We start from the raw sequence: 19,690 nt of genomic DNA, 5'->3' as shown, positions 1-19,690 counted from the left end.
GATGCAGCTGAGCGAACTGATCGACATGAGGACCGAGGCCGAGCAGGTCGGCGAGACGATCCCGTGTCGCGACTACGACGCCGAGCTCTGGTTCGCCGAGCGACCCGAGGACGTCGAGTTCGCCAAGACGCTCTGCGGGCTCTGCCCCGCACGGGCACAGTGCCTCGCCGGCGCCCTCGAGCGCCAGGAGCCGTGGGGCGTGTGGGGCGGGCAGCTGCTCGTCCAGGGCGCGGTCGTGGCTCGCAAGAGGCCCCGTGGCCGTCCCCGCAAGCACCCAGTGGCTGCCTGAGCCTGCGTGAACACGCATGACCCGCACAGCACTGGCCCTCAACACCAACCCTTTCCACAGATCAGGAGATCGTCATGAACCAGCTCGAACTGCTGGCTCGCGACCGGATCAGCGAGCGCAGTCAGCGCCAGGAGCGCAGCGGCATCCGTCGCAGTGCCCGGCTGATCGCGCAGGAGATCCGCGCCGGTCGACGCCACAGCCAGAAGTGAACGACCGCGCCACCGGGCGCGGAGCAGGACAACTGAATCGAGTGAGCGAGCCGCGGGTGACGCGCACGTCACCCGCGGTTCCTCATGTCCGGGGACGATCGCACCGAGCCTGACAGGCCCGGAAGATGCGGCCCCGCTCAACTCCTCTTGCGATTCCCGCGTGGCGACCACATCGGCGCCAGGATCGGCGGATACTTGAAGGAGAGGGAAAGGGAGACCCCCATGGACACCTTCGAGAAGACCACGGTGCTCGTCTGCAACAGCTGCGGCGCCACCCCAGCGGCCGATGAGCAGGCCGCCGCCCGGCTCACCTGGAGCCGGGGCACGGAGAGCGGTCGCACGAGCTGGTCGTGCGAACGGTGCAGCCGCGAGAACCTCCGCTCGATCGAGAGCAAGCTCGACCCCGTCTGGTGGTGACCTGCCGGTCCGCCTGCCGTGGTGGGACCCGCCACTGGGATCGCCGCGGCACGACTCAGCCGGACTCGCCTGGCCTCAGCCGCCCTCACCGACAGGTGGCAGATCCGCACCCGGCAGCAGCTCGTCGACGATGGCCCGGCCGTGGACCGTGCCCCCGAGCTGGCAGAGCACCCCGATGCCCCCGCCCCAGACCCGGTGGATCAGGAGGTACTCGGGCGGCAGGTTGAGCTTGTACCCGACGGCGTAGTTCGGCTGGCGCGGGTCGTTGATGTGGGCGAAGACCCCACGCAGCCACTCTCGGCTGAAGCTGAACGTGTCGGTGCGGAACGGCGCCATGAACGGCTCGAGGTAGTCGAGCAGCCGCTGCGGGTCGAGGTCGATGCTCTGCTTGACGAAGCCGATCTCGCGCAGCCCGTCGAGCACCTCCTCGGCGCTGCCCTCGAGCCCGGTCGTGAGCAGCGGGCCGATCTCACGCGGCATCCCGTCGGGCAGCCGGTTGACGGCGCCGAAGTCGATGACCCCGAGCCGGCCTTCGGGCGTGATGCGGAAGTTGCCGGGATGCGGGTCGGCGTGCAGCAGACCGGCCCGAGCGGGTCCGGCGAGCAGGAACTGCAGGTAGAGCTGAGACGCCGTGTCGCGCTGCTCCCGGGTGCCCTCGGCGATGATGCGTGACAGGGGTATGCCGTCGAGCCATTCGGACACGATGACGTGCTGTCTGCCGTCGACGACGTCGGGCACGTGGAAGTCGGGGTCACCGTCGAACGCTGCTGCGAACGTCGCCTGCGACTGTGCCTCGAGACGGTAGTCGAGCTCCTCGGCCATCCGGTCGCGCAGCTCGTCGAGGATCGGGCCGAGGTCGATGCCGGGCATCCAGCCGGCGGCGACCTTCGCGACACGGCTGATCTGGCGGATGTCGCTCATCAGCGCGGCTCCCGCCCCGGGGTACTGGATCTTGACCGCGACGTGGCGCCCGTCCTTCCAGACGCCCCGGTGCACCTGTCCGATCGAGGCGGAGGCGACCGGGTGGTCGTCGAACGACTCGAACCTGCTGCGCCAGCGAGTGCCGAGGTCGGCACGCAGGACGCCGTGCACGGAGCTCGTCGGCATGGGCGGCGCGCTGTCCTGCAGCTTCGTGAGCGTGGCCCGGTAGTGCACCGCGAGGTCCTCGGGCAGGGCGGCCTCGAAGATCGACAGGGCCTGGCCGAACTTCATCGCCCCACCCTTGAGCTCGCCCAGCACCTGGAAGAGCTGCTGGGCCGTGCGGGCCTGCAGCTCGGCGGCCACGATCTCGGCCGGGCGCCCACCGAGCCGCTTGCCCAGTCCGAGTGCCGTGCGACCCGCGAAGCCCAGTGGCACCGCGGCCAGCTTGGCCGAGCGCACGACGGCCTTGCGGGGCAGGTCGGTCACCGGCGCACCTCCTCGGGCGGTCTGGGCGGGTATCGGGCAGCTCGCCGGAGTCTCAGGCGGTCTCCTGCGGTCTCGGGTCTCCGGCGGTCTCGATCGACGGTCCGACTCTATGTGTACCTGCCTGACGCGCAGTCACAGGCCGGTTCGTCCAGACCCGTTGGTCAGGCGCCGCGGCGAACGGGCTCGTCGGAGACGCGACCCGAGGGCTGCACCCACTCGGCTGCGGGACGATGCGCCTGGCACAGCGGGTGCGCGGGCCAGCGGCGGTGGTCCATCCGGGGCCACGGCAGACTCACCTCGACGGACACCCCGGCCGGCGGCGGGTGCCCCTCGAGGACGCCGGTCACGAGAAGGGTCACGGCGCCGACGACGAGGTGCGAGAGGCCGGGCGCTAGCGCGTCGTGGACGCCGTCGCGCGAGTCGCTCACGGAGGGCACCCGGACGGGCGCTGCCTGGCTCATCACGATTGGCCAAGCGGCGTCGCGGTCGGACCGGTGCCGGTCGAGGCACCACAGGCAGGGCGCGGCGGGTGAGCCGTCGGCGATCGGCCCGATCACCGTGCGAGGTCCCGCGGGGGTCACGGGCAGGTGGGCCACGCCGTGTCGCAGCCACAGGTCGCCGCGACGCGGGTCGACGACCGGGGAGCCGATGAGCACGACGAGGTCAGGCCGGGGGTGCAGGGGAGCGGCGATGGCGCGGTCGACTGCGGCGCGTCCGTGCGCGACGGTGACTCCGCTGCTGGTCAGGGCGGAGGCGATGTCGGAGGCCACCGCCCCGTAACCGTCGACGACGACGCGACCCGTTGCGGCAGCATCCGGGCCTGAGGCGCCGAGCCGGCGGTCGGTCACCACCCCGAGGCGGGTGGTGAGCTCGAGCAGCTCGTGCCACCGCTCCGGGGCGACGCCCGCCTCTGCGGCGAGGCGGTTGGTGGACGCCAGGGGCAGCTCGCCGTCGAGCCGCGCGAGCAGCGCGGCCTCGGTGTCGCTGATGCCGGTGACGACGGGGCCGCCCGGCAGCACCCCGAACTGCACCTCCCCGCGGCGACGTGTCAGCGGGCGGAGCCAGAGCGGCACGCGAGGGTGGGGTGGGACGGCAGCAGCGGACATCGGGACCTCCAGACCCGGCGCCCCAGCGGCGCCGCCCTCGGCCGTCAGGCTCGCAGCCGTTCTCGGGAGCGCGCGGGCGTCGTCCACAGGCACGAGGCGCGCACGAGGGGGCGGGACCGTGTGGTCCCGCCCCCTCGATGAACGGCGTCAGCGACGCCGCTGCGACCTGGTCAGGCCTTGCCCAGAATGCGGTTGAGGTTCGTGCCACAGACGGGGCACTGACCCTTGGCCATCCGGCGACCGTTGTCGGAAACGACAACCTTGCCCTCGGCCTCACGCTTCTCCTTGCACTTCACGCAGTAGAACTCGCCCTTGTAGGTCTCGTCAGCCATTGGTGTCTCCTTGTAGCTGGCGCCCATCCGACGGGCGCCTCGACTCGTTCAACCCTAGAGCACGCTGAGCACGAACTCATGCTCATCCCCGCTTGGCGCGCCCGGGCGCGATGCAGTAAGGCGATGCCCCGGAGGCCGGTTCCCGGCCGCCGGCGGCGTGCCCGAGCCACAGGCCGAGACCCCGTTCGAGCCAGTCCCGAAACCGTGCCATCGCCGTGCGCGAGCCGTGTCGGCGTCGTGCTCCGTGGCGTTGTCGCCGCGCTGGCTTACCCTGCCCTCATGGCGACGATGCGGCGTGAGGTGGTGCACACGGTGGTCGACGGTGTCACCGTCGAGGTCCGCCGCAGCGCCAAGCGCCGCCGCACGGTTTCGGCCTACCGCCAGGAGGGGCGTCTCGTCGTCCTCGTGCCTGCCCGGATGAGCCGCGCGGAGGAGGGTGAGTGGGTGCGCACCATGGTGGCCCGTGTCGCCGCCTCCGAGCAGCGCCGCCGACGCAGCGACGGTGACCTCGAGCAGCGCGCCCTTGCGCTCTCGCGTGAGCACCTCGACGGCCGGGCCGTCCCCACGAGCGTGCGCTGGGTGGCCAACCAGAACTCCCGGTGGGGGTCGTGCACGCCTGCCGAGGGCTCGATCCGCCTGTCCGACAAGCTCCGTGGCATGCCGGGGTGGGTCGTCGACTACGTCCTGCTGCACGAGCTCGCGCACCTGCTCCAGCCCGGCCACGGTCCCGAGTTCTGGGAGCTGCTGCGCGACTACCCCCGCCTCGAGCGGGCCCGCGGCTACCTGCAGGGCGTGTCGGCCGCGGCGGGCCTGGACCTCAGCGACGACTGACCGCGCTCACCGCGCTCCCGCGCAACGACGACACGGTCCGCACTGTCCGCCGTCGCCCGAGCCCGTATGCCGTGGAGCCCGTCGGCTCCGCACGCGACTGCTCATGTGAGCCCGCCACCCCTCACCCGCCGCACGATGACACCCACGGCGCGGGACCACGCGACAGCGTTCCTTCGCAGGGCGCCGGCCGCAGCCTCGCGCACCGGACGGGTCACGGCGCGAGCCCGTTCGGCCCGGCCGGGAGCGGGAAGGGCGGTGGGTGCATCGGCGGCCGCCGCAGCCGCCGGTGCGAGCAGCCGAGTCGAGCGTGGCGGCCCCCTGCTCGACCCGTCCTGCGACGACGACCACGTGCGTAAAGTGACGTGGATCACACCCGCGAGCGCGATGGAATGTCCGTTTCTGTCGGGTGGGGAGCTCGCCGACGTGCGCGGGCAGGCGCCTGGTGCGCCCTCTCGGGCCGTGGCGAAGGCTCAGGCCCGCAGGTGTGGCAGCGCGGCGTCCACGAGCGTGCGGAGCTCGTCGCGCGTGCCCTGCGGCAGCGCGTCCACCGGCCACCACCGCACGTCGATCGACTCGGTGCTCACTGCCGTGGTCGTCGCGCCCGACGTGACCGCGGCGAAGCGGATGTCGAGGTGCTCGCGGCAGGTGCCGAAGTCGCCGACGAGGACGTGCCGGTCGAGCTGGACGATGTCGGGCAGCGCCGTGACGGCCGGGATGCCGGACTCCTCGCGGGCCTCCCGGGTCGCCGCGTGCCACACCGACTCGTCGCCCTGCTCGTAGTGGCCGCCGAACTGGAACCACTGCCGTGCCCGCTTGTGCAGGGTCAGCAGCGCCGACCGGCCGGTCTCGTCCAGCACGATGACGCTTCCGGTGAGGTGGGCCGGGGGACCGGCCTTGCTCAGGGCGTCGGGATGGGAGCGCAGGTGGTGGAGGAACTCGACACGTAAGCGTTCCTGCCCCTCGTCGGGGGCGCGCCAGGACTCGAGCCGTTCGACGGCATCGGTGTGGAGCCGCTGCCAGGCAGCGGACGCGGAGCGCGCGGTCACCGGGTCTGGCCGGGGTCGCCGTCCTCGCGACCTGCGTCAGGTGTCTCTCCCGCCTCCTCGGCGGTGGGCCCGTCGACCTGCCCTCGAGCTCGGTCGGCCTCCTCGAGGATGCCCTGCAGCACGGAGTCCAGGTCGGCCCCGAACTCGCCCGCGGCCTCGGGCAGGTCGTCCCCGGTGCCGCCGCCTGTCGCGCGCTCGACGTAGCCGATGAGGTCGTCGAGGTCGGCCGACGTCGGCGCGAGGTCGGGGTGGGCCCACCGGCCGTCGCGGAGGGCGGAGCCACCGGCGCTCTCGAGAGCCGCCCACAGGTTTGCCGCGTCGCGGAGGCGACGTGGCCGCAGCTCGAGCCCGACGAGACCGGCAAAGGTCTTCTGGGCCGCCCCGCCCACGCGCCGCCGTCGGATCGTCTCGGCGAGGGCCGCCGACTGCGGCAGGTGCCGGGCCGTCGCACGATCCGTGACGTGGTCGACCCAGCCCTCGGCGAGCGCGAGCAGCGTCTCGAGCCGGTCGAGCGCGGCCCGCTGGGCGGGGGTGGGCTGGGGGCGGAACAGGTTGCCCTGCAGCGCCGAGCGCAGCGCCTCCGGATCCGACGGGTCGATCGTCGACAGCGCAGACTCGATGGCCTCGGTGTCGATCGTGATGTTGCGGGCGTAGTCGGACACCGCCGACAGCAGCTGCGGACCGAGCCAGGGCACCTCGGAGAAGAGGCGCACCCGGGCCGCCTCGCGCACCGCGAGGTAGAGCCGCACCTGGGCGACGTCGATCTCCAGTGACGCCGCGAGCTGTGCGACGTTGCCGGGCAGGAGGGCGACCACGCCGGGCTCGGTGAGCGGTAGCCCCACCTCGGTGCCGCTCACGACCTCGGTCGCGAGGGTGCCGACGGCCTGGCCGAGCTGTGCCGCGAACATCTGCCGGCTGAGGTTGCCGAGCATCGGCGCCCACTGCTCGATCATGGCGCTCGGGTCGAAGCCCTCCGGCAGGCCTTCGGGCAACGCTTCGCCGAACGCCTCCGGTCCCAGCTCGCCGACCTGCTTGCGCATGGCGTCGGAGGTCGCCGCCGTGACGCCGTCGGAGACGGGTTCGATGAGCTCGAACCACCGGGGCATCGTCGCCTCCACCCACTCGGCCCGGCTGAGGCCGGTTGCTCGCCAGGCCGGAGAGGCGAGGACGGTGTGCTCGTCGAGCCACAGGGTCGCGACGGCCACCGCATCGGAGACGGCCCGCGCGGCCGCCGCGTCGTGCACGTCGTTGCCCTCGACCGCGAGCACGTGCCGGCGGGCGACGTCGGTGGCCAGGTCGCGCGAGCCGGTGGGCGACTGCTGAGCCGCCATGAAGGTGCCGAGCTGGGCACGCATCGCCGCCTGCGTCTGCGGGTCGCGGGGGTCGACACCCATGCTGCGCATCGCCTCGGCAAGCTCGGGGTTGTCGGCCGCCTCCCCGAGGACCTTCTCGAGCATCGCTCCGAGGTCGCCGGGGTCCATGCCGCCGAGGTCCGGCAGACCCGGGATGCCGCCCCCGAACCCGGCGGGGCCGGAGCCGCTGCCGGGCGAGCCCGAACCGGGCCTGTTCAGGGGCAGCCCGAAGGGGGACTCGCCGGGCGTGCGGCCGCCCTGCTCCTCCACGTCGTCGCCGGGCTCGTCGTCCCGGTCGTTGGTGCTGTCGTCACCGCGCCCGCGGTCGTCGGCCATGCCTGCTCATCCCCACTCGAACTGGTCAGTGACGGCCACTCGGCCGTACACCAAGACAACCACGGATCGGCCGCGTTGGTTCCCCGGCGGGACGGGATGCACACGGGACGCGGGGGCCCGCGCGGCGGCATACGATTGCGGGCGTGACGGTCACCCTTGCCGAGATCCGCGAGACGCCCCTGTCTGTCGACGAGGTGCTCGCGAGCGTCTCGTCGCCCCGGGCCGGGGGACTGTGCCTCTTCGTGGGCACCGTGCGAGACCATGACGGGCCGGACGGGGCCGAGGGCGCCCACGAAGGCGCCGACGAGGGCAGCGACCGCGAGGTCGTCGCCCTCGACTACTCCGCCCACCCGCAGGCGACCGAGGCCGCGCGTGCGCTCGCCGACCGCCTGGCGGGCGACGGCCGCGCCGTGCGCCTCGCCGTCGTCCACCGCGTCGGCCACCTCGAGGTCGGCGACATCGCCGTCGTCGTCGGGGTCAGTGCCGAGCACCGCGCAGAGGCCTTCGAGGTGTGCCGTGAGCTCATCGACGAGTTCAAGGCGACGATCCCGATCTGGAAGCACCAACGGTTCACCGACGGCGCCGACGAGTGGGTCGGGCTGCCGTGAGGACGATCAAGCGCGTCCCCGAGCAGCCCACGGCGCTCGCCGGCCACGCCGACTCGAGCCTGCCGACGCGGGCCGAGGTGCTCGACGACGAGGGTCGCGGCCGTCTGACCCGCGGCAACAAGGCGGTGCTGGCGGCGTTCTTCCTCTTCCTCGCGGTCATGGTGATCGGCTCCGTCGTCCACCTGCCGTACGCCGTCATGAGCCCCGGGCCCACGGAGGACACCCTCGGGGTGTCCGACGACGGCAAGAAGACCCCCATCATCGCGGTCTCGGGGCTGCCCACCTACCCGACCGACGGTTCGCTGCGATTCACGACGGTGCGTGTCGAGGGCGGCCCCGGCTACCCCGTCGACGCGTGGGACGTGCTCCAGGCCTGGATCGACCCCGGCCAGGACGTCTTCCCCGTCGACGACGTCTTCGACCCGCAGGTGACTCAGGAGGAGGTCGCCGAGGAGAACGCCATCCAGATGGAGGGCTCGCAGGAGGAGGCCACCGCGGTCGCGCTGCGGGCCATCGGCAAGGACGTGCCGACGCACATCGCCATCGCGAGCATCACCGACACCTCGAAGGCCAAGGGGCTGCTCAAGGTCCGCGACCGCCTCGAGTCCATCGACGACCAACCCATCACGACGGCGCAGAGCGTGCGCGACGTTCTCCAGAAGTCGAACCCGGGTGACACCGTCACGCTGACCGTCACCCGGGACGGCAGGGAGGTCACCGTCGACATGCCGACCGTCGAGGGTCAGGGTGGGCGCACCGCGCTCGGGGTGCTCCTGGGGCTCGACCACGACTTCCCGGCGAAGGTGACCATCGACGCGGGCGCCATCGGCGGACCCTCCGCGGGACTGATGTTCTCGCTGGGCATCTACGACAAGCTGACGCCCGGCCCGCTCGCAGGGGGCCACGAGATCGCCGGCACGGGCACCATCGACGACGACGGTCAGGTCGGCAAGATCGGCGGCATCCGCCAGAAGCTGGCCGGCGCCCGGTCCGACGGCGCCGCGTACTTCCTCGCCCCGGCGGGCAACTGCGACGAGGTCGTCGGGCACGTGCCCGACGGGCTCGAGGTCTTCAAGGTCGCGAACTTCGACGACGCGCGCACGGCCGTCGAGGCCATCGCGAGGAACCAGACCGGCTCGCTGCCACGCTGCTAGTCCTCGAACGTCGCCCTGAGCGCCGCGACGAGTCCTGGCGCGATGTCCTTGCCGGTCGCCACGGCGTCGTCGGAGTCGTGGTCGCGCTGACGCAGCAGGCAGATCGATGCCCCGTCGCGCAGGACCGCGACGAGGAGGCGGACGTCCTTGCGGTCGGGATGCGCCGCGAGCTGGTCGACGGCGTCGTCACCGCGTGCGGGCAGCTCCCGCTCCGCCTCCGGTGGCACGACCATCCGCTCGATCGCGAACGCGCAGCCGTCGACCTCGGCGGGCCAGGCGAGCCGGCCGAGCAGTGTCTCGACCGAGCTCGTCGCGGGCAGGCCTTCCTGCTCGATCGCGGTGAGCGCGCCGTCGGCCAGATCCGCCGGACCCATCTGGTCGCGCAGCTGCGGCTCGCGCTCGAGCAGGTCGGCCGTCCGCACGAGGGCGAAGAGCCGGGCCGGCTGGTCCCACCCGGCGGCCGCGACGTGGCGCTCCGTGTCGAGGGCGGCGACGGCGAGAGGGTCGATGACGGGCTGCGGCTTCACGCCCCCATGCTGCCGTATGCCGCCCGGCCGGCCCTGCTCACCCCGCTGGGTCTCGCGCGGGTCACGGTGCGGTGTCGGCCGGTTGGGTCCGTGCGGGGCCGGGTTATGGTTGCCGCAGGCGGCCGGAGCAGACCGCCCCCGGGTCCGCCCGACCACCTGCCCGTTCCAGCACCCAAGGCACTCCACGTGAGCGACAGCAACTTCGGCCCCCCGCCGGGCAACTTCAACGCCGACGACTCGGGCCCGCCCCGACGACCCGACACCGTGGTGCTCCCGCCCCAGCGGCGGCCGCTCGTCACGGCCCTCGTCGTGGCGTCCGCCCTGATGGTCGTCATCGCGATCGCGGCGCAGTTCTGGACCGAGGTGCTGTGGTACCAGTCGGTCGACTTCACCGGGGTCTTCAGCAGGCAGATCGTGACGAAGGTCGTCCTCGGCCTCGCCGGAGGCCTGCTGACCGCGGCGATGGTGTGGTCCAGCATCCACTTCGCGTTCCGCAGCCGGCCCATCTACGCGCCGTCGCCCGACACACAGGCGATGGAGCACTACCGCCAGCTCGTCGAGCCGATGCGCCGCACCGCGACCGTCGCCGCGCCGCTCGCGGTCGGCCTCTTCGCGGGCCTGTCGGCCGCGACCCAGTGGGACACGTTCCTGCTGTGGCGCAACGGAACTCCCTTCGGCAGCAACGACGCCGAGTTCGGCCTGGACATCGGCTTCTTCGTCTTCGACCTGCCGTGGATCAACTTCGTCGTGGCATTCCTGACGATGATCCTGGTCATCGGCTTCATCACGGCCGCGTTCACGCACTACCTCTACGGCGGTATCGTCGCGGGCAGCAAGATGCGCTCCACGCAGGCCGCCCGGGTGCACCTGTCCGTCATCGCCGCGGCGCTCGTGCTCGTGCGCGCCGTGGCCTTCTGGGTCGACCGCTACAACCTCGCGACCGCCGAGTCGACGAAGATCACCGGTATCCAGTACACCGAGTCGCACGCGATCATCCCGACCAAGGGCATCCTGGCACTCGCGGCCGTCATGTGCGCCGTCATGTTCATCACGACGATCTGGACGCGGTCGTGGCGTCTGCCGCTCGTCGGCGTGGCGGTCCTCGCCGTCATCGTCGTCGCGGTGGGCGGCATCTACCCGGCTCTGGTGCAGTCGCTCAAGGTGCGCCCGTCGGAGAAGTCGCTGGAGGTCCCCTACATCCAGCGCAACATCAACGCCACCCGGGCGGCCTACGGCTTCGACAAGATCCAGGTCAAGCCCTACGACACGAAGACGGTCGCCGCACCCGGCCAGCTGCGCGGCGACGCCGCGACGGTGCCCGGCATCCGGCTCATCGACCCGAACATCGTCAGCCCGACGTTCAAGCAGCTCGAGGCGAGCAAGGGCTACTACCAGTTCGCCGACGTGCTCGACGTCGACCGTTACGACATCGAAGGCAAGACGACCGACACCGTCATCGCCGCGCGAGAGCTCGACCTCACGGGCGTGCCCGAAGGACAACGCAACTGGCTCAACGACCACACGGTCTACACCCACGGCTACGGCGTCGTCGCGGCCAAGGGCAACACCCGCGAGGACGACGGCCGGCCGACGTTCTTCGAGTCGCAGATCGGCACGGAGGGCGCCCTCGGCAAGTACGAGCCGCGGATCTACTTCGGCGAGAGCTCGCCCGAGTACTCCATCGTCGGGGGTGAGAAGCGCGAGTTCGACTACCCCGACCCGCAGGGCACGGGGCAGATCAACTACGCCTACTCGGGCACCGGCGGGGTCGCGCTCGACGCGGTCAGGAGGCTCGCGTACGCCGTGAAGTACCGCGAGATCAACTTCCTGCTCTCCGACGCGGTGACCAACGACTCGCGCATCCTCGACCACCGCACGCCCCGCGACCGCGTCGCGCGGGTGGCGCCGTGGCTGACGCTCGACGGCAACGCGTACCCCGCCGTCGTCGACGGCAGGGTGCTGTGGGTCCTCGACGGCTACACGACGTCGGCGAACTACCCGTACTCCGAGATGACGACGCTCGACACCGCCACCGAGGATGCCGTGACGAGCACGCGGCAGTCGGTGCGGGCCGTGCAGGCAGGCCAGGTCAACTACGTCCGCAACTCCGTCAAGGCCACGGTCGACGCCTACGACGGCACGGTCACGCTCTACCAGTGGGACGAGACGGACCCCATCCTCAAGGCGTGGATGTCGATCTTCCCCGGCACGGTCAAGCCTCTGACCGACATCAAGGGCAGCCTCATGGAGCACCTGCGCTACCCGGAGGACCTCTTCAAGGTCCAGCGCCAGCTGCTGCAGAGGTACCACGACACCGACGCCGCGTCGTTCTACGGTGGCCAGAACTTCTGGCGTGTGCCCGACGACCCGACGTCCTCCGGCCAGGACTTCCTGCAGCCGCCCTACTACCTGTCGCTGGCCATGCCCGGTCAGTCGGCGCCGGCCTTCTCGCTGACCTCGACGTTCATGCCGACGGGTGACCGCAACGTCCTGTCGGGCTTCCTCGCGGTCGACGGGGACGCCGGCTCCGAGGACGGCAAGCGGTCATCGAGCTACGGGAGCATGCGCCTGCTCGAGACCACGGGCGGGTCCGTCAACGGGCCGGGGCAGGTCTTCAACGACATGCGCACCTCCGCGGTGACGTCGAACGACGCGAGCCTGGGCCGGCAGCTCACCCTGGCGCAGTTCATCTCGACGACGTCGTCGACCGGCGCCGTCGTGATGTTCGGCAACCAGCTGACGCTGCCCGTCGGCGGTGGGCTGCTCTACGTCCAACCGATCTACGTCCAGGCGCGCTCGAGCGGCTCCGGCACGTACCCACGCCTGTCCGCGGTCGCCGTCGCCTTCGGCGACAAGATCGCCTGGGCAGGCTCGCTCGACAACGCTCTCAACGAGCTCTTCGGCGGCTCCTCGGGCGCGTCCGCCGGCGACAACGGCACCGGTACGCCGCCCACGCCCGCACCCGGTGCCACTCCGACGCCGGGCGGCACAGCGACACCGACGCCGTCGCAGACGTCGGGCCCGACGCCGACGCAGACCGGGACCCCGAGCTCCGGGGCCCTGGCCCAGGCGCTCAAGGATGCCGAGGCGGCGTACGCCGAGGGCGAGGCCGCCCTCAAGCGCGGCGACTTCGCGGCGTACGGCCAGGCGCAGGGGAAGCTCAAGGACGCCCTGAAGCGAGCCGTCGAGGCCTCACCGCAGTCCACGCCGACGGCCAAGCCCTGACGCATCGACAGCTCGGCCACGGCCTGCGGCAGCACGCGAATCGCGTGCTGCCGCAGGCCGTTCCGGGCGCACGTCCCCTCCGTGGGTCACCCCGATTTGGTGCTGACGCCGGATTCGCGTAACGTTGCTCTTGCCGACGCGGGGTGGAGCAGCTCGGTAGCTCGCCGGGCTCATAACCCGGAGGTCGCAGGTTCAAATCCTGCCCCCGCTACCAATCGCGTCAGCGACACGAAGGGCCCGGAGAGATCCGGGCCCTTCGGCGTGTGCGGCTCCAGCGCCACCTCAGGACGCCGGCGCGAGATCGAGCCAGCTCGGCCATTCGGGTCTCACGTCCGATCGTCATCTGGAACAGTCGCTGTCTCTGATCGAGACCGGTGGAGGTTCACATGAAGCCCAGACGTGACGGCCTGGCGGCCGCGGCTGCGATGCTCGTGGCCATGGTCGGCTCCGTCGTGCTCTCCGCACTGCCCTCGGCCGCGGCCACGACGCCGTCCAGAGCCATGTGGGTGTGGGTATGGCAGGACGCCGACTCGGTCGTGCAGCTCGCACAGGCCCGCGGTGTGCAGCAGCTGTTCGTCGGGGTGCCGCCCGACGTCACGTCGAGCTCACAGCTGACGAGGCTGCGCGATGTCGTGACCCGGGCCCGGGCGGCGGGCCTGCGCGTCGACGCGCTCGGTGGCGACCCCGGGTGGGTGGACGACCCGACGTGGGCCGTGGACCACTGGGTCAGGCCGACGCTCGCCACCGGGCTGTTCACGGGTCTTCACGTCGACGTCGAGCCGTGGACCACTCCGGCGTGGACGAGCAGCCAGTCGACGACCGTCACGAAGTACCTGATGATGCTCGACCGGCTCGTCGCGGCGGGCGGCGGCATGCCGGTCGAGGCCGACATCCCGTTCTGGTTCGACGAGGTCAAGGCGGGCAAGAAGTCGACGCTCGACAGGGAGACGATGCGGCGTGTCTCGGCGGTCACGATCATGGCCTACCGCAACACGGCGGCCGGCGTCGACGGGACGATCGCGATCTCGCAGGCCGAGCTGGCTTCCGGGGCGGCGCTCGGCAAACCGGTTCGCATCGGCCAGGAGACGAACTACCTCGGCCCCGACCCCACCGACGTCAAGCAGACCTTCTACGGGTACACCGTGACCCAGATGCATGCCGAGCTTGCACGGGTGGACGCCGCTGCCGCGGCCAGCCCGAGCTATGCGGGGACAGCCGTGCACGACTACACCGGCTACGCGGCCCTCGCGCCGTAGGGCATACCGCCGCGGTGGCCGTGGTTGACCTGACGACGTCGCCCGACCCGGGCGCCCCGGCTGCTGGAGGACCCGTGAAGGCCATCGTCATCGACCGCTTCGGCGGACCCGAGGAGCTGCATGCGGTGCAGCTGCCCGACCCGCGGCCCGGACCGGGCCAGGTGCGGGTCCGCGTCGAGGCCGTCGGGGTCAACCCGTTCGACGGCAAGCTGCGCAGCGGCGCATTCGCCTCGCCCGACACGCCCATGCCGCTGCTGCTGGGCATCGAGGCGGCCGGGATCGTCGACAGGCTCGGCGACGGCGTCGCCGACGTGTCCGAGGGGGACCGTGTCGTCGGCTTCACCGAAGGCGGTGCCTACGCAGAGCTCGCCGTGCTCAGCACGTATGCCGTCGTCCCCGAAGGTCTCGAACCCTCGGTGGCCGTCTCGCTGCCGGTGGCAGGCGAGGCCGCCCAGCGGGTCCTGCGGCAGCTCGACGTGAGACCGGGGGAGACGCTGCTCGTGCACGGCGCGAGCGGAGCCGTCGGCGAGCTGGCCACCCAGCTCGCCGTCGCTGCCGGAGCGGGCGTCATCGGGACGGCCTCCCCGGCCAACCAGGAGCGTGTGGCGAGTCTCGGGGCTACCCCGACGGTCTACGGCGACGGGTGGCTCGACCGGGTGCGCGCGCTCGCCCCCGGCGGGGTCGACGCAGTGCTCGACACGACCGGCAGGGGCGTCCTCGACGCCTCCGTCGAGCTGCTCGGCGGCAGCGAGCGCCTGGTGACCCTCGCCGACCCGGCCGCCTTCGACAAGGGCATCACCTTCAGCTCACAGGCCGAGAGGTCGGCGGCGGCGCTAGCGGACCTCGTGGAGCGGCGAGCTGCGGGTGAGCTGACGACCACGATCGGGCGCGTGTTCCGCCTCGACGAGGTCGGGGCGGCCCAGGAGCTCAGCGCCAGCGGGCGCGCGGGCGGCAAGCTCGTCCTCGTGCCCTGACCGCGCCTCAGGCGAAGTCGGCGCACGGTCAGCGCGGAGTCAGCGCGGAGTCAGCGCGACAGGCTCGTCACCGGCAGCTCGAACCACCGAAGGTGGTCGAAGTCGAGGCTCACGTGCGCCTCGTCGCAGGGCTGGGGTGCGGCTGCGGCGAGGAGGGCGCGCGCCTCGTCGAGGTAGCCGGAGAGCGCGTCCTCGCCGGCCCGCTCGTGCTGCACGGGGTAGTGCAGGCGCCCGCCCTCGAAGCCGACCTGGTGCAGTCGCAGCGGAGGCTCGACGGGGCCGTTCTTGTGCCGCCAACGACCAGTCGCCGGGTCGAAGTCGTAGTCGCCGAGCAGGCGCCACCCGTCGCGCGCGACGAGGCGGACCGCCTCGATGACGTAGTCGGCGACGACGTCGGAGATGAAGTAGTTGAAGTTGACCCGCACCCACCCGGGCTTGATGCCCTCGCAGCCGCGCCCGATCTCCCGCTCGAACTCGTGCGACCGGTCGAGGTCGATGCCGAGCAGGTAGTGGCCGTAGGGTCCGGCGCACGAGCAACCCCCACGTGCCTGGATGCCGAAGAGGTCGTTGAGGACGGCGACGACGAAGTTGTGGTGCAGGTAGCGGCCGCTCTGGGCGTGCACGACGAACGAGACGATCGAGAGGCGTTCGGCGGCGAGGTTGCCGAGGATCTCGATCGCCGGCTCCGCGCGCCACCCCTCGACGGCGCGCTGGAGGAAGCGGTCCTCGCGCGCCCGTATCGTCTCGACGCCGACCGCCTCCTTGAGCTTGAAGACGAGACCGGCGCGGATCGCCTCGATGATCGCCGGTGTGCCGCCCTCCTCGCGGTGGGCCGGGTCGGTCAGATAGTCGTGGTCGTCGGGGTTGACGTAGGCCACGGTGCCGCCGCCCGGCACATCGGGCACGCGGTTGGTCATCAGCTCGCGTCGCAGGACCAGGACCCCGGGGGTGCTCGGTCCGCCGATGAACTTGTGCGGGCTGATGAAGACGGCGTCCTTGTAGGCCTGGGGGCCGGCGACACCGCGCCCGCCACTGCCGTACATCTCGATGTCGACGTACGGAGCCGCGGCGGCGTAGTCCCAGAAGGCGAGCGCACCGTGCTCGTGGAGCACCGTCGAGATGGCGTCCGTGTCGGTGACGATGCCGGTGACGTTGCTGGCCGCCGAGAACGACCCGATGAGGAGCGGCCGGTCGGCGTGCTCGCACAGACGCTCGCGGAGGACGGCGACGTCCACATGGCCGTCGAGGTCCTGCGGGATGACGACGACGTCGGCGACGCACTCGCGCCACATGACCTCGTTGGAGTGGTGCTCGTAGGGACCGATGAAGACCACCGGACGCTGGCCGGTGGGGACGAGATCGCTTGCGTGCCAACGATCCTCGAAGTTGGAGGGCACTCGAAGCCCCAAGATCCCCACGAGCTTGTCGATGGCTCCGGTGCAACCCGACCCGGCGAAGACGACGACCGTCTCGTCGTCGCCTCCGACCCCGTCGCGGATGGTGCGGCGCGCGTCCTCGCGCAGCCGCGTCGTCTGCAGACCGGTGCCGGAGCTTTCGGTGTGGGTGTTGGCGTACCGGGGGAGGACCTCGTCGCGGATGAAGTCCTCGATGAAGCTCAGCCCGCGGCCGGATGCCGTGTAGTCGGCGTACGTGACGCGCCGCGGGCCGTAGGGCCCGTGCATCACCTGGTCGTCGCCGATGACGCTCGCGCGGATCGTGGAGAGCAGCTCTTCGCGGGGACTCGTCGCCATGGGTCCCATCATAGCGTGTGGTGATGCTATACAAGAAGAGCATAATGTGATGTTATCGATGCCCGTAGGAGGAGGTTGCCGCCGACGACTCCCGGACTTCGATTAGGGTCGAGCCCGTGACAGCGATCTCGTACCCCCTCGTCGAGCGGACGCTCGACAACGGCCTGCGTGTCATCGTCAGCGAGGACCACACGGTGCCCAACGTCGCGGTGAACCTCTGGGTCGGTGTCGGCTCCCGGCACGAGACACCCGGCCGCACCGGCTTCGCGCACCTCTTCGAGCACCTGATGTTCCAGGGGAGCCGCAACGTGGCCTCGGGGGAGCACTTCTCGGCGCTCATGGACGAGGGCGCCCGGCTCAACGCGACGACCTGGTTCGACCGCACGAACTACTTCGAGACCGTGCCGACCGGTGCGCTCGAGCTGGCCCTGTGGCTCGAGGCCGACCGGCATGCGCACCTGCTCGACGCCGTCACCCAGGAAAACCTCGACAACCAGCGCGACGTCGTCAAGGAGGAGAAGCGCCAGCGCTACGACAACGTGCCCTACGGCTCGGCGCTCATCGACATCTACGCGACCGTCTTCCCCGAGGACCATCCCTACCACCACCCGACGATCGGCTCGATGGAGGACCTCGACGCCGCGACGCTCGAGGACGTCCACGCCTTCTTCCGGGCCCACTACGGCCCCAACAACACCGTCCTCACCCTCGTCGGGGACGTGACCCCGGAGGCGGGCTTCGCCGCGGCCGAGACCTACTTCGGCCACCTGCCCCCGATCCAGCTGAACCCGCGCGAGCGGCTGCCCCAGCTGCCCCCCATCAGCGAGCCGGTCCGCCTCGACCGCATCGGGGACGTGCCCAACGACCGCATCTACGTCTCGTTCCGCCTCCCCGTCGACACGACACCCGACTACCTTGCGTGCCAGGTCGCCGTCGACGTCCTCGGTGGTCTGGCGAGCTCGCGTCTCGTGCGCCGTCTCGTGCGCACCGACGAGACGGCCGTCGCCGTGGGTGGCTGGACGATGGGCCTCGTGGACGGGGTCGGGCTCGGCACGATCACGGTGGACGTGTCTGCGGGCGCCGACGTGGAGCAGGTCGAGGGCGCGGTGTGCGAGGAGATCGCCCGCTTCATCGCGGAGGGGCCAGATGCCGCCGAGCTCGAGTCGGTCATCGCCGACACGGAGCGGTCGTGGCTGAGCGCCCTCGCGAGCATCGAGGAGCGCGCCGACCACATCAGCCACCACGCCCTGCTCACGGGCGACCCGGCATACGTCAACACGTTCGTCGACCGGATCCGCGCCGTGACCGCAGAGCAGGCGCGCGCTGCCGCGCAGACGTGGCTCGACCCGGGCTCGCGCGCGGTCGTGCGCTATCTCGCCGACACGAGCAAGGACGCCGACCAGTCCGACACCGACACGGACGCCGACAAGGACTCGGAGGAGGCCGCATGAGCACCGCCGCCCGCCCCGCCGTCACGCCGCCGCAGCCGTGGGTCTTCCCCGAGGCCAGCACGCACGACCTTCCCAACGGCCTGCGCCTCATCACCTACGACGTGCCCGGGCAGTACGTCCTGTCGGTCCGGCTCGGGCTTCCGGTGTCGCTGCGCGACGAGCCCCGCGATCGCGAGGGCGTCGCCTCGATCATGGCGCGCACGCTCGACGAGGGCACCGAGAACCACACGGCCGAGGAGTTCGCGCGCCTGCTCGAGCGCAAGGGCGTCAGCTTCGGCGCCGGGATGGCCGACGCCGGCTTGTCGATCGACCTGGACGTCGTCAAGGGCAACCTCGAGCCTGCCCTCGACCTGCTGCGGCAGATCCTCACCGAGCCCGCGTTCCCGCACGCGGAGGTGGCCCGTCAGGTGCGCACGCGCCTGGCTGAGATCGAGCAGGAGCGCTCCGTCGCCGCACACCGTGCCGGCCTCGAGTTCGTGCGGACCTTCTACGCGCCGGAGGACCGCTCGTCGCGCCCCACCGGTGGCGCCCGGGAGACCGTCGCGGCGATCACCCGCGACGACGTGGTCGCGTTCCACGCCGAGCACGTCGTCGCCGCCGGCGTCACGATCGTCGTCGCCGGTGACCTCGGGGGCCTCTACGTCCCCGCGCTCGTCGAGTCGGCACTCGGTGGCTGGGCCGGCGGGCCACGCGACCGGGGCCGTGCCCTGCAGCACGCCGCCGAGCTCGCCCACGACCGGGACCGCATCGTCCTCGTCTCACGACCAGGATCGGTTCAGACCGAGTTCGTCATCGGTGCACCGGGGCCGGACCGCTCGGTCGAGGGCGGCTGGGCGCCGTACCCGGTGCTCGGCTTCGTCCTCGGAGGCTCCCCGAATGCGCGGATCGATGCCGTGCTGCGCGAGGAGAAGGGCTACACGTACGGCATCCGCTCGAGCTTCCGACCGCGTCGGCGTGGTGGTGTGTTCCTGACCTCCGGTTCGGTACGGGCAGACTCCACGGCCGAGTCCCTGAGACTGCTCGTCGAGATCCTCGAGAGCGGACGAGACGGCTTCAGCGACAAGGAGATCCGCTCGGGCGTCGACTTCATCTCGAAGACCGCACCGGGACGCTACGCGACCGCCGACACGATCGCCGACGAAGCAGTCGGCATGGCGCTCGACGCGCGCACCACGGCGTTCACGACGGCCAACCTGCGCGACCTCGCGACGGTCGACCGCGCCCGGGTCGATGCGGCGTACGCCCGCTTCGCGGGGGAGGCGGGCGTCGGCAGCGGGGCTCCCGGCGCCGGCTGGACGATCGTGATGGTCGGTGACGCGTCGGAGCACCTCGACGCGGTCCAGTCCCTGGGCCTCGGTGACGTCACGGTCGTCAGGGACGCCTGACCCGGTCGTCATGTCCGGGTCACGGCGAACGGCG

The 19,690-nt window shown here is 71.6% G+C and carries 18 protein-coding genes and 1 tRNA gene; 12 read left to right on the top strand and 7 right to left on the bottom strand.

Translation table 11 applies throughout. The features are described 5' to 3' along the window. Position 1: 1 nt before the first annotated feature. From H9I49_RS10700 to H9I49_RS10695, 3 genes are all read left to right on the top strand, one after another. The gene (locus H9I49_RS10700) at positions 2–289 is read left to right on the top strand and encodes a WhiB family transcriptional regulator (RefSeq protein WP_188030307.1); all 288 of its coding nucleotides are present in this window, start codon (positions 2–4) and stop codon (positions 287–289) included. 74 nt (positions 290–363) lie between these two features. After that, complete coding sequence (locus H9I49_RS23895) at positions 364–498, top strand: hypothetical protein (protein WP_255523812.1); 135 nt, start codon at positions 364–366, stop codon at positions 496–498. 222 nt (positions 499–720) lie between these two features. Beyond that, positions 721–915: a hypothetical protein gene (locus tag H9I49_RS10695; protein WP_188030306.1), complete on the top strand. Its 195-nt coding sequence runs from the start codon at positions 721–723 to the stop codon at positions 913–915. A gap of 75 nt (positions 916–990) precedes the next feature. Here the strand turns inward: H9I49_RS10695 and H9I49_RS10690 are convergent, their stop codons facing one another. From H9I49_RS10690 to H9I49_RS10680, 3 genes are all read right to left on the bottom strand, one after another. Continuing rightward, positions 991–2,322: an AarF/ABC1/UbiB kinase family protein gene (locus H9I49_RS10690; protein ID WP_188030305.1), complete on the bottom strand. Its 1,332-nt coding sequence runs from the start codon at positions 2,320–2,322 to the stop codon at positions 991–993. Between the two features lie 161 nt (positions 2,323–2,483). Beyond that, positions 2,484–3,428, bottom strand: coding sequence for a hypothetical protein (locus H9I49_RS10685; protein ID WP_188030304.1), 945 nt, complete (start codon positions 3,426–3,428; stop codon positions 2,484–2,486). A gap of 170 nt (positions 3,429–3,598) precedes the next feature. Then, positions 3,599–3,760, bottom strand: a complete 162-nt coding sequence (locus tag H9I49_RS10680) for a DUF5679 domain-containing protein (RefSeq protein WP_020143053.1) — start codon at positions 3,758–3,760, stop codon at positions 3,599–3,601. Between the two features lie 279 nt (positions 3,761–4,039). Here H9I49_RS10680 and H9I49_RS10675 point away from each other — a divergent pair, with 279 nt between their 5' ends. Beyond that, the gene (locus tag H9I49_RS10675) at positions 4,040–4,591 is read left to right on the top strand and encodes a M48 family metallopeptidase (RefSeq protein ID WP_188030303.1); all 552 of its coding nucleotides are present in this window, start codon (positions 4,040–4,042) and stop codon (positions 4,589–4,591) included. A gap of 470 nt (positions 4,592–5,061) precedes the next feature. On the opposite strand, the gene H9I49_RS24430 is transcribed toward H9I49_RS10675, so the two are convergent. Then, positions 5,062–5,637 (bottom strand): NUDIX domain-containing protein, encoded by a 576-nt coding sequence (locus H9I49_RS24430; RefSeq protein WP_188030302.1) that lies wholly within the window; start codon positions 5,635–5,637, stop codon positions 5,062–5,064. Next, positions 5,634–7,325 (bottom strand): zinc-dependent metalloprotease, encoded by a 1,692-nt coding sequence (locus tag H9I49_RS10665; protein ID WP_188030301.1) that lies wholly within the window; start codon positions 7,323–7,325, stop codon positions 5,634–5,636. The genes H9I49_RS24430 and H9I49_RS10665 overlap by 4 nt, the downstream gene beginning before the upstream one ends. A 143-nt stretch (positions 7,326–7,468) precedes the next feature. Here H9I49_RS10665 and H9I49_RS10660 point away from each other — a divergent pair, with 143 nt between their 5' ends. Continuing rightward, the gene (locus H9I49_RS10660) at positions 7,469–7,933 is read left to right on the top strand and encodes a molybdenum cofactor biosynthesis protein MoaE (RefSeq protein ID WP_188030300.1); all 465 of its coding nucleotides are present in this window, start codon (positions 7,469–7,471) and stop codon (positions 7,931–7,933) included. After that, complete coding sequence (locus H9I49_RS10655) at positions 7,930–9,087, top strand: PDZ domain-containing protein (protein WP_188030299.1); 1,158 nt, start codon at positions 7,930–7,932, stop codon at positions 9,085–9,087. The genes H9I49_RS10660 and H9I49_RS10655 overlap by 4 nt, the downstream gene beginning before the upstream one ends. On the opposite strand, the gene H9I49_RS10650 is transcribed toward H9I49_RS10655, so the two are convergent. Beyond that, positions 9,084–9,614 carry a PPA1309 family protein gene (locus tag H9I49_RS10650; RefSeq protein ID WP_188030298.1) on the bottom strand — a complete coding sequence of 177 codons (531 nt, stop codon included), beginning with the start codon at positions 9,612–9,614 and terminating at the stop codon, positions 9,084–9,086. The genes H9I49_RS10655 and H9I49_RS10650 overlap by 4 nt on opposite strands. A gap of 186 nt (positions 9,615–9,800) precedes the next feature. Between H9I49_RS10650 and H9I49_RS10645 the strand changes: the two genes are divergently transcribed. The 4 genes from H9I49_RS10645 to H9I49_RS23880 all read left to right on the top strand — a co-directional run bounded on the left by H9I49_RS10645 (position 9,801) and on the right by H9I49_RS23880 (position 15,069). After that, positions 9,801–12,839: a UPF0182 family protein gene (locus H9I49_RS10645; protein ID WP_188030297.1), complete on the top strand. Its 3,039-nt coding sequence runs from the start codon at positions 9,801–9,803 to the stop codon at positions 12,837–12,839. A gap of 137 nt (positions 12,840–12,976) precedes the next feature. Beyond that, positions 12,977–13,053 (top strand) — tRNA-Met (locus H9I49_RS10640). Positions 13,054–13,225: 172 nt separating this feature from the next. Beyond that, entirely contained in the window at positions 13,226–14,095 is an 870-nt protein-coding gene (locus H9I49_RS23885; RefSeq protein WP_188030296.1) for a hypothetical protein, read from the top strand. A gap of 74 nt (positions 14,096–14,169) precedes the next feature. After that, positions 14,170–15,069, top strand: a complete 900-nt coding sequence (locus tag H9I49_RS23880) for an NADP-dependent oxidoreductase (protein WP_188030472.1) — start codon at positions 14,170–14,172, stop codon at positions 15,067–15,069. Positions 15,070–15,119: 50 nt separating this feature from the next. Here the strand turns inward: H9I49_RS23880 and H9I49_RS10625 are convergent, their stop codons facing one another. Beyond that, positions 15,120–16,820: an aminotransferase class V-fold PLP-dependent enzyme gene (locus H9I49_RS10625; RefSeq protein ID WP_188030295.1), complete on the bottom strand. Its 1,701-nt coding sequence runs from the start codon at positions 16,818–16,820 to the stop codon at positions 15,120–15,122. Positions 16,821–16,936: 116 nt separating this feature from the next. Between H9I49_RS10625 and H9I49_RS10620 the strand changes: the two genes are divergently transcribed. Beyond that, entirely contained in the window at positions 16,937–18,271 is a 1,335-nt protein-coding gene (locus tag H9I49_RS10620) for a pitrilysin family protein (protein ID WP_188030294.1), read from the top strand. Continuing rightward, the gene (locus H9I49_RS10615; RefSeq protein WP_188030293.1) at positions 18,268–19,656 is read left to right on the top strand and encodes a pitrilysin family protein; all 1,389 of its coding nucleotides are present in this window, start codon (positions 18,268–18,270) and stop codon (positions 19,654–19,656) included. Before H9I49_RS10620 ends, H9I49_RS10615 begins: the two co-directional genes overlap by 4 nt. The last annotated feature ends 34 nt before the right edge of the window (positions 19,657–19,690 follow it).

Origin of the sequence: Terrabacter sp. MAHUQ-38 (genome assembly GCF_014518425.1) — a bacterium.
Lineage (GTDB): Bacteria > Actinomycetota > Actinomycetes > Actinomycetales > Dermatophilaceae > Terrabacter.
This window is presented reverse-complemented; position numbering and strand designations above follow the sequence as displayed.

What these genes read in the sequence shown, in the direction of transcription:
- H9I49_RS10685 (WP_188030304.1), bottom strand. Translation starts at nt 3,428, where the DNA reads ATGTCCGCTGCTGCCGTCCCACCCCACCCTCGCGTGCCGCTCTGGCTC.
- H9I49_RS10680 (WP_020143053.1), bottom strand. Translation starts at nt 3,760, where the DNA reads ATGGCTGACGAGACCTACAAGGGCGAGTTCTACTGCGTGAAGTGCAAG.
- H9I49_RS10665 (WP_188030301.1), bottom strand. Translation starts at nt 7,325, where the DNA reads ATGGCCGACGACCGCGGGCGCGGTGACGACAGCACCAACGACCGGGAC.
- H9I49_RS10625 (WP_188030295.1), bottom strand. Translation starts at nt 16,820, where the DNA reads ATGGCGACGAGTCCCCGCGAAGAGCTGCTCTCCACGATCCGCGCGAGC.
- H9I49_RS23895 (WP_255523812.1), top strand. Translation starts at nt 364, where the DNA reads ATGAACCAGCTCGAACTGCTGGCTCGCGACCGGATCAGCGAGCGCAGT.
- H9I49_RS10615 (WP_188030293.1), top strand. Translation starts at nt 18,268, where the DNA reads ATGAGCACCGCCGCCCGCCCCGCCGTCACGCCGCCGCAGCCGTGGGTC.
- H9I49_RS10695 (WP_188030306.1), top strand. Translation starts at nt 721, where the DNA reads ATGGACACCTTCGAGAAGACCACGGTGCTCGTCTGCAACAGCTGCGGC.
- H9I49_RS10675 (WP_188030303.1), top strand. Translation starts at nt 4,040, where the DNA reads ATGGCGACGATGCGGCGTGAGGTGGTGCACACGGTGGTCGACGGTGTC.
- H9I49_RS10700 (WP_188030307.1), top strand. Translation starts at nt 2, where the DNA reads ATGCAGCTGAGCGAACTGATCGACATGAGGACCGAGGCCGAGCAGGTC.
- H9I49_RS23885 (WP_188030296.1), top strand. Translation starts at nt 13,226, where the DNA reads ATGAAGCCCAGACGTGACGGCCTGGCGGCCGCGGCTGCGATGCTCGTG.